Below are 16,032 nucleotides of genomic sequence, written 5' to 3'. Positions count from 1 at the left end.
TAGGAGGTGCTGATCATTAGTAAAGATACTGCACAAGTAAATGAAGGTATTAAAGCGAAAGAGTTTCTTTTAATTAGCCAAAATGGAGAACAATTAGGAGTTAAAACTAAAGCAGAAGCGATGCAAATTGCAGAGCGTATGAACTTAGATGTTGTTCTAGTAGCTCCAAATGCTAAAACACCAGTTGCGAAAATTATGAACTACGGTAAGTTCAAATTTGAACAACAGAAGAAAGAAAAAGAAGCACGTAAGAAACAAAAAATCGTAACAACAAAAGAGATAAGATTATCTCCAACAATTGAAAAACACGATTTTGAAACTAAGTTGAAAAATGCACGTAAATTCTTAGCAAAAGAAGACAAAGTTAAAGTTTCTATTCGTTTTAAAGGGAGAGCAATCACCCACAAAGAAATTGGACAGAAAGTTTTAGAAAACTTTTCTAACGAAGCTAGCGATATAGCTACTGTCGAACAAAAACCTAAAATGGAAGGTCGCAGTATGTTCTTAGTTCTAGCACCAAAAAAAGAGAAATAAAGGTTTAATATAGGAGGAATTTGATAATGCCAAAAATGAAATCTCACCGTGGTTTAGCAAAACGTGTGAAAAAAACAGCTAGCGGTAAATTAAAACGTAGCCGTGCTTATACTTCTCACTGGTTTTCAAGAAAAACTACTAAACAAAAACGTCACTTACGTAAAGCTTCATTAGTATCTCGTGGTGATTACAAACGTATTAGAACTTTATTAGTTAAATAATATTAAAGAAGATTAATTATAGCGTAAATACTTATTTAAGTTATACATAAGGAGGAATTAGATATGCCACGTGTTAAAGGTGGAACTGTGACTCGTCGTCGCCGTAAAAAAGTTTTAAAACTAGCTAAAGGATATTTTGGTTCAAAACATACATTATTCAAAGTTGCTAAGCAACAAGTAATGAAATCAGGAATGTATGCTTTCAGAGACCGTCGTCAAACAAAACGTAACTTCAGAAGATTATGGATCGTTCGTATTAATGCAGCTGCAAGATTAAATGGTTTATCTTACAGCCGTCTAATGAACGGACTTAAAGTTGCTGGAATCGATATTAACAGAAAAATGTTATCAGAAATCGCTATTCACGACGCAGCAGCATTCACAAGCATTTGTGAACAAGCCAAAGCAGCTTTAGCTAAATAATTAGAAATAATTAAAAAGTTACTTGCATAATTTTGCAGGTAACTTTTTTATTTTTTTTATAGAAATATAGATTGATTAAACTAGTAAGTTAAAAAATGATAAAAAATTAGTTTTAATTATTAGAATTGACCCAAATTCCTAAATTTAATAAAGTTCACTTGAGAACTCATAGTGATAGTGGTTTATTGATACCTAAATTCGCTTTATAAAAGCTTTTTAGATATCTAATAAACTGTGTGTGGGTGACTCTACAAAATCTTGTTTCTCCGAAATCGCGATTTTTCAGTCACTCCCTTTTTATAATAAAACATCATAGAGAGTCATAATAGGCTCTTTAAGGTGTTTTATTGATTAATATACTATTTTTCTAGGATTATTTAATCTATGAAGCTTTGCTTGAGCAATTTCATTGTATACTTCTTCACGTCTTTTTTCATATAATAAAATAGCCCATGTATACCATAATAAATCACAAAACTGTAAAAATACATCTAGTTTCTTATAATTACATTCTTTATTACTAAAATACGCTTTTAAGAAGGTAATTGTTTCCTCGTAGTTTAAATCATTTTCTGATATAAAACTCGCTATATCGAAGTAATAATCATTATATCCTGCATATTCAAAATCTATTAAATATAATTTATCTCTTGAAAATAAGAAATTACCTTCAACTAAGTCATTGTGACATAATCTATCAGGTTTATAGAACTTTTTAAAGTCATCTATAATGTGCAAGTATTGATCAAAAATATTCTTTTTTTCATCTATTTGGTTATAATAATTATAAAATTGTTTAACAGGATCAAATATATGCTCAGCTTGAAATTTTTTCGAATGAAAGTTATTAAGAAGTTTTCCTATTCTTATGATACTTGATAATTTTCTTTGTGAAATAAATGTTTTCGGATTAGGTTGAAATTCTGTAATTAGATTATCATTATTGAAGAATATTGGTTTAAGAAAGTAATCTTCATTAGCTAGAAGACTAATAGCTTCTCTTTCGTTATTTTTATTTACAATATTTGTAGAATCTTTAGAAGTTCTGTAGAAATATTTATTGTTGTTCGTTGTAATAATGTAATTCTTATTGGTGATTCCATAGCTTGTTTCTTCTATAGCGAGAATCTTTTCATTTAATATTTTTTCTAATTTTTCTAAACTATCCATAAGAATATCCTCCTTTTTTCTGAAATACATTTTATCTTTCCACTTTAATTATATAATAAAGACTTAAAAGTTTAAAGAAAAACGATTACATTGTAGGAGGCGACTCAAAAATCGTGATTTCGGAGAAACAAGATTTTGTTGAATAACTTTCCGCAGTGGGTTATTAGATATCTAAAAAACTTTTATAAAGTGAGTTTAGAAATCGATAAACCACTGCGTCTATGAGTTCTTATATTAACTTTGTTAAATTTTAGGACTTTTTGATCAGTCTCATTTTATATTAAAATACTATTTTTTTTTATAATATTGAGAAGAATATATTAAATACATTTTAGGAGTTTGAGGAGTATTTTTTATGTGAACTTAAATGTGTGCTAATCTTTAAAAATAGCTGGTATAAATAGATATTTTTAATTTAAATAGTGTAAATAAATGGTGTATTGTTGAAAAAAATCAAGAAATTTGATATAATTGTAATGTATAAAATATATTTATATACATAAAGTTTCATTTTTAAATATCATAGGAGGTGTGAAATGAAAGAAGTTTTTATTAATAGTGAGTATATTACATTAGCTCAATTCTTAAAATTAGAAGGATTTATAGGTTCAGGTGGAGAAGCTAAATACTTTTTACAAGATGTAGAAGTCGAGCTTAATGGAGAGTTAGAGAACAGACGAGGGAAAAAATTATATTCAAATGATGTAATAAAATTAGAAGGAAATGAATTTATAATAATTAATGAAAATTAAAAGTTTAAAATTATTGTACTTTCGAAATTATTTATCTACGAATATAAATGCACATCCCTCGCTTAATGTTTTGGTAGGAAACAACGCGAATGGAAAAACTAATATTATAGAGTCTATTTTTTGTTTAGCACTTGGGAAAAGCTACAGAACAAAAAGTGATAGTGAGTGTATTATGTTTGGAGAAACTGCCACGGCGATGTCGTGTGTAGTTAGTAAAAATAATAAGAATCTTGATATTATGTTAGGTATTAATAATAAAGGTAAAAGCGCTAAGATAGCAGGTGTTAAGAAAACTAAGTTAACTGATTTTGTTGGAGAGCTTAATGTTGTTTTATTTTCTCCTGAGGACTTGCAAATAGTTAAAGGATCTCCAGCTCTGCGCCGCGAGTTTATAAATAGAGAATTTTATCAGTTTTCACGTATTTATCATAAATATAACCTAATGTATCAACATCTTTTGAAACAACGTAATTCATATTTAAAAGATATGAGAAAAAATCCAAAAGATGAGATGGCTTTAACATACTTAGAAACTCTTACCTCACAACTTGCTAAAGTAGCATTGTATATTACGAAAGAAAGAGTGTCGTTTGTTCAAGATATTTCGAAGTTAACATATGAAAATATGTTAAATATTTCAAATGGACAAGAAACTTTAAAAATAAGATATAAAAGTTCTGTTCTAGAGGCATTGAATATTAAAGATACAGATGATGAGGCTTTTACTGAAGAAAACTTGACGAATGTCATTATGAGAAAATCTTTTGATGATATTATGCGTGGAAGTACAAAAATAGGACCACAGCATGATGATTTAGAATTTTATATAAATGACCTTGATGCTAAAATGTTTGCCTCACAAGGGCAACAAAGAAGCATAGTATTATCACTCAAACTCGCTGAAATTAATTATTTAAAAAATAAGACGGGGACTTATCCTGTCCTACTTTTGGATGATGTACTTAGTGAGTTAGATAAAAATAGACAACTGAAATTATTAGATGCAATTAATGAAAATGTACAAACATTCATTACGACACCTTCAATATCAGATATTAAAGAAGATTTATTGAAAAAAGCTAAAGTTTTCAAAATAGAAAGTGGAAACATTAGTGAAATAGTCTAGAAAATTTATTTATGAATTTACAAAAATGAAAGGAAAAATCATGGTAGAAAATAAAAAAACACAAGAATATAATGCCGATCAGATTCAGGTCCTTGAAGGATTAGAAGCTGTTAGGGTAAGACCAGGTATGTATATTGGTTCTACATCTAGTAAAGGTCTACACCATCTAGTATGGGAGATTGTAGATAACTCAATAGATGAAGCCTTAGCTGGATATTGTAATACAATAACAGTAGCAATTGAAGAAGGAAATTGGATAAGAGTGGAGGATAATGGTCGTGGGATTCCTGTAGATATTCAAGAACAAACAGGAAAACCAGCACTTGAAGTTATCCTTACAGTACTACATGCCGGTGGTAAATTTGGAGGCGGCGGATATAAGGTATCTGGTGGTCTTCATGGAGTTGGAGCCAGTGTAGTTAATGCTTTATCAACTAACTTAGAAGCATCTGTTCATCGTGATGGGAAAATTCACAGTATGAAATTTGAACGAGGAGATGTAGTTCAAGGTATTACTGTAGTAGGAGATACTGATAGAACTGGAACAACTATTCGTTTTAAAGCAGATCCAGAAATCTTCCAAGAAACGACAGTATATGAATACGATATTTTAAGAACACGTATTAGAGAACTTGCTTTCTTAAACAAAGGAATAACAATTATTCTTAAAGATGAAAGAGCAGGACAAGAAAAAGAAGAAACTTTCTGTTATGAAGGTGGATTATTAGAATATGTAGAGATGTTAAATGAGAATAAAGATGCTTTACATGAAGCTATCTATGTTCACGGTGAGATGGATGGTAAAGAAGTAGAAATCTCAATGCAATATAATACAGGATATTCAAACAATGTCTTAAGTTATGCAAATAACATTAATACTCATGAGGGTGGTACTCACGAAAGTGGATTTAAAACTGCACTTACAAGAATAATTAACTCTTATGGTAAAAAGAATAAACTTATTAAAGATAAAGAATCTTTAACAGGGGATGATGTTCGTGAAGGGCTTGTTGCGATTATCTCTATTAAACACCCAAACCCACAGTTTGAAGGACAAACAAAAACTAAACTAGGTAACTCAGAAATGAGTACTATTACTAACAAGCTATTCTCTGAAGAATTAGATAGATTCTTATTAGAAAATCCAAAAACAGCGAAAATAATCGTTGAAAAGGGACTTCAAGCATCACGTGCGAGAATCGCAGCGAAGAAAGCTCGTGAATCTACACGTCGTAAAAATGCTTTAGAATTTACAAACCTACCAGGGAAACTTGCAGACTGTTCAAGTAAAGATGCTGCTGAGTGTGAATTATTCCTAGTCGAAGGGGACTCTGCGGGAGGAAGTGCAAAACTTGGACGTAATAGTAAATTCCAAGCTATTTTACCGCTTAAAGGTAAAATTCTGAACGTAGAGAAAGTAAGAATTGATAAAGTATTAGCTAACGATGAAGTTCGTTCATTAATTACAGCTATTGGAATGGGTATTGGTGAAACATTAAACATCGATAAACTTCGTTATCACAAAATCGTTATTATGACCGATGCCGATGTCGATGGAAGTCACATTAGAACATTATTATTAACATTCTTCTTCAGATATATGAGAGAATTAATCGATGCAGGATATGTGTATATCGCTAGACCGCCTCTATATGGATTAAAAGTAGGTAAGAAAGAATTCTACTGCCATACAGAAGAAGAACTTAAACAAAATATTGAAGAACATGCTGGAGATAAAAAGTACACTGTTCAACGATACAAAGGTCTTGGAGAGATGAACGCAGAAGAACTATGGGATACAACAATGGATCCAGAACACCGTTTAATGTACCAAGTAAGTGTTGATGATGCTCAAAGAGCAGATGCTGCTTTTGATACATTAATGGGTGAAAAAGTAGAACCAAGACGTAAATTTATCGAAGATAATGCTCTAAATGTTATAAACTTAGACATTTAGTAAAGAAAGGATAGAACATGGAAGATAATAAAAATAATATTACCTTAAGAAACATAACGACTGAAATTGAAAATTCATTTTTAGATTATTCAATGAGTGTTATTGTATCACGTGCATTACCTGATGTACGTGACGGGTTAAAACCAGTTCATAGAAGAATACTATATGCTTTTAATGATTTAGGGTTAACATATGATAAACCTTACAAAAAAAGTGCCTTCGTTGTAGGGGAAGTTATGGCGAAGTATCACCCACATGGTGACTCTGCAACTTATGGAACAATTGTACGTTTAGCACAAGATTTCAATAGTAGATATCCTTTAGTAGATGGTCAAGGGAACTTCGGTTCTATTGATGGAGACGGTGCTGCTGCAATGCGTTATACTGAAGCTAGAATGAGTAAAATAGCTTCTGAGTTACTACGTGATATTAACAAAGATACTGTTGATATGCAAGATAACTATGATGGAACAAAACAAGAACCAAAAGTATTACCGGCAAGAATTCCAAACTTATTAGTTAATGGAAGTAGTGGTATTGCTGTAGGTATGGCGACTAATATTCCACCACATAACTTAGGTGAGGTTATCGATGGTGTAATCGCATTAGCAGATAACTCTGAAATAACAATTGCTGAATTAATGTCTAAAATTAAAGGACCTGACTTTCCAACAGGATCATTCTTATTAGGACGTAGTGGGATAGTTAAAGCATATACAACAGGACGTGGTTCTGTAATTATGCGTGGTAAAACTGAAATTGAACAGATGAAAAATGGTAAGGAAAGAATCGTTATTACAGAAATTCCTTATCAAGTAAATAAAGCGAAATTAGTTGAGAAAATTGCTGAACTAGCTCGTGATAAGAAAATTGAAGGTGTTACAGACCTTCGTGATGAAAGTAACTTAAAAGGTATCAGAATTGTAATTGAATTACGTCGTGATGTTAACAGTAACGTAATTTTAAACAATTTATACAAATTAACACCATTACAAAGTTCATTTGGTGTTAACATGATTGCTCTTGTAAATGGAGTACCTAAGTTATTAAATCTTAAAGAAGTACTTTATCACTACTTAGAGCACCAAAAAGAAGTAGTAGTAAGAAGAACTAAATTCGACCTAAAAAAAGCACAAGCTCGTGCCCACATATTAGAAGGTTTAAGAATTGCTTTAGATAATATCGATAGAATTATTAGCTTAATTCGTGGTTCTCAAACTGCTGAAGAAGCAAAAGCAGGACTGATTGATCAATTTGGATTAACTGAAATTCAAGCTCAAGCTATCCTAGATATGCGCTTGCAAAGACTTACAGGTTTAGAACGTGATAAGATTGAAGAAGAATATAGTAAACTTATGGAACTAATCGCTGATCTAGAAGATATTCTAGCTAAACCAGAACGTGTAATTCAAATCGTTAAAGATGAGTTATTAGAAGTTAAGGAGAAATTTGGAGACAAACGTCGTAGTGTAATTATTGAAGGACAAGTAGATCAAATCGAAAACGAAGATTTAATCGAAAAAGAACAAATCATAATTACTCTATCTCATAACCAATACATTAAACGTCTTGCTGCAAGTACTTATAAATCACAAGGTCGCGGTGGACGTGGAGTAAATGGAATGACTACAAATGATGAGGATAATGTAGCTTACATGCTAAGTTGTTCAACTCATGATCATATCTTATTCTTTACAGATAAAGGTAAAGTTTATACTCTTAAAGGTTACGAAATTAACCAAATGAGCCGTCAATCTAAAGGTATACCTATTATTAACTTATTAGAAATTGAAAAAGAAGAAAAAGTAAACTCTATTATTGCAATCTCTGATTTACAAGAAGAAGATACAAACTTAATATTCTCAACTAAGTATGGTATCATTAAGAAATCTAAATTAGGAGATTACGCAAGTATTCTTAAGAAAGGTAAGATTGCTCTTAAACTTGATGATGACGATTCATTAATTGATGTTCAAAGAATTACTGATGATCAAGATATTATGATTGTTACAGCGAATGGACAAGCAATCAGAATTAATGCTGAAAAAGTTCGTACAATGGGACGTGTAAGTCGAGGTGTTAAAGGTATAACACTTTCTCCAGATGACTACGTAGTAGGTATGGAAGTAGTTGATGAATCTAAGAAAATTTTAACAGTAACAGAAAATGGTATTGGTAAAATTTCTAAATCTACGGAATTCAATGTAATTAACCGTGGAGGAAAAGGCGTTAAAGTAGCAAAAGTCACTAAGAAAACAGGTAAAATTGTAGCGGTTAAATCAATCGCAGGAAATGAAGACTTAATGATTATGACTGACCAAGGAATAATTATAAGAATAGATGTTTCTACAATCAGTACACTTGGAAGAACTGCAACAGGTGTTAAAGTAATTAACCTTGTTGATGATCAAAAAGTGGCTACTGTAACACTGGCAGCCAAAGAAGAAAGCTATGAAGAAGAATAGAATTAAATAGATGAAAAAATAGGATAACTTTGTAAATGGATATTGTAAAAATACTATTTATAAAGTTTCCTTTTTTTATTATTTGAAAATGTAAAGTAACACGTAATATTTTTCCAAAAAAGATAAGATATAAAAATTATAATATACTGAAGTTTTAGAAAAAAGTTAAATCAAATAATTAGTTGCTGTAAAATAAGAACGATTTCAAGAGTAATTAGAAAAAGTTAGTAAAATAATTAAGAATATAAAAAAAATAGCTAAAATTCATTGTGTTATTGTGAAAAAAGTTTTATAATGGAATATGTAGTTAAAACTGATAAATATGCTTTATTAGTAAAAATCTTATCAAGGAGTAACTAAATGCAAAATACAAGATTAGAAAGCAATGTAAATGAAAATATTATACAAGAAGAGATTCAAATTCTTACAGAAATGCTATTAAAAGCAACAAAAAAAATGATTTCTGAAGAAACATTTGAAAAAATTGTAGAATTAAAAGCATTAGCTGATAAAAAAAATTACGACAAATTAAATCTTATTATAAAAGATTTAACGCAAGAAGAAATGGAAATTGTTGCAAATTTCTTTTCAATTTTACCATTATTAATTAATATAGCAGAAGATGTTGACTTGGCTTATGAAGTTAACTATAAAAATAATATAGGTGAATCATATGTAGGGAAATTGTCTGAGTCTATTAAAAATATTAAAGATAAAAATATCTTAGAAAATATCAATGTAGTACCGGTACTTACAGCTCACCCAACACAAGTTCAACGTAAAACAGTTCTTGATTTAACAGAAAAGCTACACACATTATTAAGAAAACACCGTGATGTGAAAAATGGTTTAATCAATGAAAGAAAATGGAAAAATGCAATCCAGAAACATATCGAAATATTAACGCAAAGTGATATTATTCGTGAGAAAAAATTAAAAGTAGCTAACGAAATCACAAATGTATTAGAATATTACAATCTATCATTTATTAAAGCAATTGCAAAATTAATGACTGAGTATAAATTATTATTAGAAGAAAATAATATAGAATTAAAAAATGAAACTCCAATAACAATGGGAATGTGGATTGGTGGAGACCGTGATGGAAATCCATTTGTAACTGCTGAAACATTAAATTTATCAGCTATGAAGCAATGTGAGCTTATTACAACGTATTATATTGAAAAGTTAAATAGTTTATATAGAACATTCTCAATGTCGTCTCATGTTACTAAAGGAAGTAAAGAATTAGAAGAATTAGCAAATCGTTCACGTGATACTTCTGAGTATAGAGAAAAAGAATTATACAGAAGAGCGTTATCACATATTAAAGATAAACTTGAAAACACTAGAGAGTATTTATTACAAGATAAAGAAGCTGAGGATAAATATCTTACAGCAGATGAGTTTATCGCTGATTTAACAATAATTGAAAAATCATTGTTAGAAAATAAAGGTGAAATCTTAATAACTGGAGAATTTGAAGAATTACTTAATGTTGTAAAAATCTTTGGATTCTATTTAGCAAGTATTGATATGCGTCAAGATTCAAGCGTCTATGAAGCATCAGTAGCCGAATTATTAAGTAGTGCTAATATTGAAAAAGATTACAGTTCACTTAGTGAAGAAGAAAAATGTGAACTTCTATTAAAACAACTAAAAGAAGATCCACGTCCACTAAGTATAAACGATGAAAATAAACAATCAGAAGAACTAAGAAAAGAATTAGCAATATTTAGAACAGCTAGAAAATTAAAAGACAAACTTGGTGATAATGTTATTAAACAAAACATTATTTCACACACAACAAGTGTCTCTGACTTATTAGAACTTGCAATTATGCTAAAAGAAGTAGGTTTAGTAGGAAGTGACTTTGCAAGATTACAACTTGTACCATTATTCGAAACAATCGAAGACTTAGAGAATTCATATGAAGTAATGGATAAATATTTAAGCCTAGATATCGTGAAAAAATGGGTAAGTGATAATAGAAGTTATCAAGAGATTATGTTAGGATATTCAGATAGTAACAAAGATGGTGGATATCTATCATCTGGCTGGTCACTGTACAAAGCGCAACAAGAACTATCATCATTAGGTGAAAAACATAATATTAAAGTTACTTTCTTCCATGGTCGTGGTGGTACTGTTGGTCGTGGTGGTGGACCAAGTTATGATGCGATTATTTCTCAACCTTTAGGAAGTGTCCAAGATAGAATTCGTCTTACAGAACAAGGTGAAATTATCGCAGCCAAATATGGAAACAGTGACGCGGCATACTATAACTTAGAAGCCTTATTCTCTGCCGTAATTCAAAGAATGAATGCTGATAAAATCAATACAGATATAAGAGATATACCTGAAATTCAAGTTATCATGGATGAAATAGTAGAAGATAGTTATAACAAGTATCGAGAATTAGTCTTTGAAAATCCTAATTTCTACAATTATTTCTTTGAAGCAACACCAATTAAAGAAATTTCAAGTTTAAACATTGGTTCACGTCCAGCATCTCGTAAAAAAATTACTGATATTGGTGGCTTAAGAGCAATTCCATGGGTATTCTCATGGTCACAAAGCAGAATCATGCTTCCTGGTTGGTATGGAGTAGGAACAGCATTTTCAAACTTTATAAACAAAGATAAAGGAAATATTGAAAAACTTCGTAAAATGTATAAAGGATGGCCATTCTTTACATCTCTACTTTCAAATGTAGACATGGTTATGTCAAAATCTGACATGGATATAGCTAAAGAGTATGCTAATCTATGTAAAGAAGAAGAAACTAAAAAGGTATATGAGGAAATCTTAAGAGAATGGAATTTAACAAAACAAGTAGTTTTAGAAATTTCAGAACATAAAGAGTTCCTAGAAGATAATACTTATTTAACTCGAAGTTTAGAAAATAGATTACAGTACTTTAATACATTAAATTTAATTCAATTAGAATTAATTAAACGTTCAAGAGAAGGTAAGTTACCTGAATCACAAATTAACACTATTCACATAACGATTAATGGAGTAGCTACAGGACTTAGAAACTCTGGATAATAGAAAATGGAGAGGCTGCCCCAAAAGCTCTAAATTAAAAAAAAGTGTATATGGTAATTCATAGACGCAGAGGTTTGTTGATATCTAAATTCGCTTTATAAAAGCTTTTTAGATATCTAATAAACTGTGCGGGAGTGATTCGATAAAATCTTATTTCTTAAGAAATCGCAATTTTTGAGTCACTCCCTTTTTTTAGAAATTTAATGCTTAATAACTATATAATTAGATATGAATTTCGAACGCATAAATAAACACACAATCCTTATTTTTAAGAATTGTGTGTTTTAAATTATCTGATTTTTATAGCGACATAACACTTAGGTGGAACAACTGTTCCAAAAGGTGTCAAATAAACTTCGTTATTTCCAAATAGTTTGTCACCAGAGAAATTTTCGATAAAATGTGCTTTAGAATCAAGATTAACTACACAAAGAATATTATTTCGTCTATATGCAACACACTTGTTGTTTGTATAAATAAACTCGAAGTTTGTAATAAAATCATCTTTATTTTCATTTCTAAAGTTTGATAGTTCAACATAGTGATTTAACAAATCTTCATCTTTATCATTATGTGTAAATCCTAAACGATTATAAGGATCTCTAAAGCCATACATTCCAACTTCATCACCATAGTAAATACAAGGAACGCCTGGTAGAGTAAATTGAATAAAACTAGCATACTTAAGGAGTTCTTTCGCTTTAGCATATTGTTCATTAGACATTTTATATGTTGGTCTTTCATGAACAGGAACATCTTCAGGATTATCGAATGCTAGCATAGTTAATACTCGTTCTGTGTCATGACTTCCTAATAAGTTCATTACAGCATCAAGAGCTGGGCGAGGATAATTTTCTACTAGTTTTAAAATTTCAAGAGTAAAGTCTTCTGCATTTTTATTTTTTACAAAATTAATAATTGCGTTCTTCCAAGGATAATTCATAACGCTATCAAGTTGATCACCTAAAAAATAACGACGACGAGTATTGTATGAAATCTTATTAGTTGCGTCTTCCCAAACTTCACCGATGATTAGAGCATCTTTATCATAGTATTTCGCACTTTCACGAATTCTATCTAAAAATTCATCAGGAAACTCATCAGCAACATCAAGTCTCCATCCAGCAATTCCAAGTTTTTGCCAAAAGTTGACAACACCGCTATCCTTATTATTAATAAAATCGCTGTACTCTTTATTTTCTTTGATTACCGTTGGTAAGTTATCAAATCCCCACCACGAATGGTATTCGTTAGGGAAATTTATGAAATTAAACCAAGAATAATATGGTGAATTTTGTGAATTATAAGCTCCGATGCTGTCATAATTATTGTACCTATTGAAATAAATACTATCTGAACCGGTATGACTAAATACACCATCTAGTATGATTCTAATATTATCATCTTTAAAGTCTTTACAAAATTTTTCAAATTCTTCATTAGTTCCAAAATATGGATCAACGTTAAAATAATCTGAAGTTGAATAACGATGGTTTTCTGGACTTTCAACGATTGGATTAAGATAGATACTCTCTATATTTAATTTTTTGAAATATTCTTTTTCCTCTTCGATACCAAGAAGATTTCCCATTAAAAAGTCTTTAGCTCCATAATTTTCATGTGTGATAGATGAATGTGGAATACTGTTCCAATTTTTATGTCTAATTCTTACATTTTCATTCTTTGCGATTTTTGCTGTATATTTATCACCGCGTTTAAATCTATCTGGGAAAATTTGATACATTATAGAACCTTTATACCAATCTGGTGTAGTGAAGTTTTTATCGTAAACTGTCAACTGCCAATCAGGTAATTCATCTTTGCTATTTACTAACTTGGAGTCAAGTTTATCGTTTTTTAAGTAAACATAAAAACTGTCAAAGTGAACTTCAAAATGATAAAAGTAAAGACCAGTATTAAATGGTTCAAAAGTTACATGATAAGCAGAGTAGTTCTCTTTAGCTTTTTCTTTGAACTCTAAACTCTTAGAAATAACTTCACCTGTAAATTCATTTTTAATAATTATTTTAAAGTCATTAAAGTAAAAATCATCCTTTATGAATACTTCAAAATAGAAATTGTCATTATTTTTTAATGCCCCTTGAGGGTATTTATTCTTTGTTGGATTAAATTTAATCATATTTTTTCATCTCCGAACATAAAATTTTCATTACTAAACTGTTTTCTAAAATCAATCAGTTTAATTTTAATATAAAAGTTTTTAAAAGTAAATATTTTAAATACAAAATAATAAAAAATAATTAATATAAAAGCAATGTAAGGGGTATAATTCTTTATAGAAAATAACTAAAGAAAACATTTACATCAAGGCTTCATTGTGTTATACTATAGGTATAAAAAATAAAGAAATAATTAGTGATAAAATAAACTATTTTTATTCATATTTCTTTATGCTAAAATTTTTTACCAACAAAAGTAAACGTTTACTTTTAGTGAAAAGGGGGTTATTTAGTGAACAGTAATATGGCAGAATATTTATTCCATGAAGGGACTAATTACCATAGCCATAAATATTTAGGATCATTTTTAGATGGGGATAAATGTACGTTTCGAGTATGGGCACCAAATGCAAAGAAGGTCTTTGTAACTGGTGAGTTTTGTTCTTGGCATCCGTATACTCATGAAATGAAATTAATTAATGATAAGGGTATATTTGAAATTGAGCTTAGTGGTATTAAACGATATGATGCGTATAAATACGTAATAGTTACTAAAAGTGGAACTGAGTTATGGAAAGCAGACCCTTATGCAAAACATGCTGAAACTAGACCATTAACAGCTTCAAAAGTTTATTCGTTACCGTGCTATGAATGGAAAGATAGAAAATGGATGAAGAATAGAGAGGTTCCTTACCATCGTCCAATGAATATTTACGAAGTACATTTAGGTTCTTGGAAGCATCATGAAGATGGTAGGGAATTAAGTTATAGAGAATTAGCTCATACATTAGTAGACTATGTTAAGGACATGAACTATACTCATATAGAATTGTTACCTGTAACTGAATATCCTTATGACAAATCGTGGGGGTATCAAGCAACGGGGTATTTTACACCAACATCTAGATATGGAACACCTGAAGACTTTATGTATTTTGTTGATTGTTGTCATCAAAATAATATTGGAGTAATTTTGGACTGGGTACCTGGACATTTCACAAAAGATGCTCATGGATTATATGAATTTGATGGGACGCATTGTTATGAGTATTCAGATACAAGAAAAATGGAACATGAAGGTTGGGGAACTAGAGTCTTCGACTATGGACGAAATGAAGTAAGATCATTTTTAACATCAAGTGCAGTTTCTTGGATAGAAGATTATCATATTGATGGTATTAGAGTAGATGCCGTAAGCTCGATGATATTTTTAAACTACTGTCGAGACGAAGATAAATCTGCAAGAAATATCTATGGCGGCTTCGAGAACTTAGAAGCAATTGACTTCTTAAAAAAATTAAATCTTTATATTAAAGAAAACTATCCTGGTGTTGCTATGATAGCTGAAGAATCGACAAGTTATCCAAAAGTAACAGCAGCTGTTGAACACGGTGGTTTAGGATTTGACTTTAAGTGGAATATGGGATGGATGAATGACAGTCTTGATTATTTAGAAACAGATCCTTTCTTCAGAAAAGGGGTACATAACAAATTTACTTTCTCAATGCATTATGCATTTTCAGAAAATTTCATCTTACCGATTTCACATGATGAAGTAGTACATGGAAAAAAATCGCTATTAGATAAAAGCCCAGTTCCTTATGAAGATAAGTTTGGTAATTTCAAGGCATTTTTAGGATATATGTATGCACATCCTGGGAAAAAATTAACATTTATGGGAATTGATATTGCTCAATTTATTGAATGGGATGAAGAAAGAGAATTAGATTGGTTATTAATGCTTTATCCTAAACATGTATTCACACATAGATATGTTAAAGAGCTTAACAAATACTATAAATCTACACCTGCATTATGGGAAAACGATAGTGACTGGGACGGATTTAAATGGCATGTTGTAGATGATAATAACAATAATGTTTTTGCTTTTTCGCGTAAAGATAGATCTGGTAAAGAAGTCTTAGTAGTAAGTAATTTTTCTAATCAAGTGCTGAAAAATTATGAAATAGGAGTAAATACTTGGGGAAGCTATAAAATAGTATTGAACTCAGATGCTAAAAAATACGATGGATTAGCAATTTCAAATAGAAATTTAAAAACTATAAATAAAGAGAAAAATGAATTTAAATATGCTTTGAGTATAAACATACCACCTTATACAACGATGTATATAGAAAAGAAATAATAAGTTT

General features: G+C 30.1%; 11 protein-coding genes. 9 read left to right on the top strand and 2 right to left on the bottom strand.

Annotated elements, in window-relative coordinates:
- The first annotated feature begins 6 nt into the window (after positions 1 to 6).
- From infC to rplT, 3 genes are all read left to right on the top strand, one after another.
- Complete coding sequence (gene infC, locus ACO6OL_RS05550) at positions 7 to 534, top strand: translation initiation factor IF-3 (protein WP_003145601.1); 528 nt, start codon at positions 7 to 9, stop codon at positions 532 to 534.
- A gap of 26 nt (positions 535 to 560) precedes the next feature.
- Positions 561 to 755: a 50S ribosomal protein L35 gene (gene rpmI, locus ACO6OL_RS05545; protein WP_003145690.1), complete on the top strand. Its 195-nt coding sequence runs from the start codon at positions 561 to 563 to the stop codon at positions 753 to 755.
- Positions 756 to 818: 63 nt separating this feature from the next.
- Entirely contained in the window at positions 819 to 1,178 is a 360-nt protein-coding gene (gene rplT, locus ACO6OL_RS05540) for a 50S ribosomal protein L20 (protein WP_003144917.1), read from the top strand.
- 351 nt (positions 1,179 to 1,529) lie between these two features.
- Here rplT and ACO6OL_RS05535 read toward each other — a convergent pair whose 3' ends face one another.
- Positions 1,530 to 2,348: a phosphotransferase gene (locus ACO6OL_RS05535; protein ID WP_485502416.1), complete on the bottom strand. Its 819-nt coding sequence runs from the start codon at positions 2,346 to 2,348 to the stop codon at positions 1,530 to 1,532.
- 536 nt (positions 2,349 to 2,884) lie between these two features.
- Between ACO6OL_RS05535 and yaaA the strand changes: the two genes are divergently transcribed.
- The 5 genes from yaaA to ppc all read left to right on the top strand — a co-directional run bounded on the left by yaaA (position 2,885) and on the right by ppc (position 11,699).
- Positions 2,885 to 3,100 carry a S4 domain-containing protein YaaA gene (yaaA, locus tag ACO6OL_RS05530; protein ID WP_314160853.1) on the top strand — a complete coding sequence of 72 codons (216 nt, stop codon included), beginning with the start codon at positions 2,885 to 2,887 and terminating at the stop codon, positions 3,098 to 3,100.
- Positions 3,090 to 4,226: a DNA replication/repair protein RecF gene (gene recF, locus ACO6OL_RS05525; RefSeq protein ID WP_485502415.1), complete on the top strand. Its 1,137-nt coding sequence runs from the start codon at positions 3,090 to 3,092 to the stop codon at positions 4,224 to 4,226. Before yaaA ends, recF begins: the two co-directional genes overlap by 11 nt.
- A gap of 40 nt (positions 4,227 to 4,266) precedes the next feature.
- Positions 4,267 to 6,183 (top strand): DNA topoisomerase (ATP-hydrolyzing) subunit B, encoded by a 1,917-nt coding sequence (gene gyrB / locus ACO6OL_RS05520; protein WP_294681793.1) that lies wholly within the window; start codon positions 4,267 to 4,269, stop codon positions 6,181 to 6,183.
- A 17-nt stretch (positions 6,184 to 6,200) separates the two neighbouring features.
- Positions 6,201 to 8,648 carry a DNA gyrase subunit A gene (gene gyrA / locus ACO6OL_RS05515; protein WP_314160857.1) on the top strand — a complete coding sequence of 816 codons (2,448 nt, stop codon included), beginning with the start codon at positions 6,201 to 6,203 and terminating at the stop codon, positions 8,646 to 8,648.
- 360 nt (positions 8,649 to 9,008) lie between these two features.
- A complete protein-coding gene (ppc, locus tag ACO6OL_RS05510) occupies positions 9,009 to 11,699 on the top strand; it encodes a phosphoenolpyruvate carboxylase (protein WP_485502414.1) in 2,691 nt (896 codons plus the stop codon).
- A 289-nt stretch (positions 11,700 to 11,988) separates the two neighbouring features.
- Here the strand turns inward: ppc and ACO6OL_RS05505 are convergent, their stop codons facing one another.
- Entirely contained in the window at positions 11,989 to 13,839 is a 1,851-nt protein-coding gene (locus ACO6OL_RS05505; RefSeq protein ID WP_485502413.1) for a glycoside hydrolase family 13 protein, read from the bottom strand.
- Between the two features lie 332 nt (positions 13,840 to 14,171).
- On the opposite strand from ACO6OL_RS05505, the gene glgB reads away from it, so the two are divergent.
- The gene (gene glgB / locus ACO6OL_RS05500) at positions 14,172 to 16,025 is read left to right on the top strand and encodes a 1,4-alpha-glucan branching protein GlgB (protein ID WP_314160318.1); all 1,854 of its coding nucleotides are present in this window, start codon (positions 14,172 to 14,174) and stop codon (positions 16,023 to 16,025) included.
- The last annotated feature ends 7 nt before the right edge of the window (positions 16,026 to 16,032 follow it).

The organism is Gemella sp. (assembly GCF_057272915.1).
Note: the sequence above shows the minus strand (reverse complement) of the source record. Positions and strands in the feature narration are given on the sequence as shown.

Bases quoted from the DNA above. Each gene is read 5' to 3' on its own strand.
- rpmI (WP_003145690.1), top strand. From the start codon at position 561: ATGCCAAAAATGAAATCTCACCGTGGTTTAGCAAAACGTGTGAAAAAA.
- rplT (WP_003144917.1), top strand. From the start codon at position 819: ATGCCACGTGTTAAAGGTGGAACTGTGACTCGTCGTCGCCGTAAAAAA.
- ACO6OL_RS05535 (WP_485502416.1), bottom strand. From the start codon at position 2,348: ATGGATAGTTTAGAAAAATTAGAAAAAATATTAAATGAAAAGATTCTC.
- yaaA (WP_314160853.1), top strand. From the start codon at position 2,885: ATGAAAGAAGTTTTTATTAATAGTGAGTATATTACATTAGCTCAATTC.
- recF (WP_485502415.1), top strand. From the start codon at position 3,090: ATGAAAATTAAAAGTTTAAAATTATTGTACTTTCGAAATTATTTATCT.
- gyrB (WP_294681793.1), top strand. From the start codon at position 4,267: ATGGTAGAAAATAAAAAAACACAAGAATATAATGCCGATCAGATTCAG.
- gyrA (WP_314160857.1), top strand. From the start codon at position 6,201: ATGGAAGATAATAAAAATAATATTACCTTAAGAAACATAACGACTGAA.
- ppc (WP_485502414.1), top strand. From the start codon at position 9,009: ATGCAAAATACAAGATTAGAAAGCAATGTAAATGAAAATATTATACAA.
- ACO6OL_RS05505 (WP_485502413.1), bottom strand. From the start codon at position 13,839: ATGATTAAATTTAATCCAACAAAGAATAAATACCCTCAAGGGGCATTA.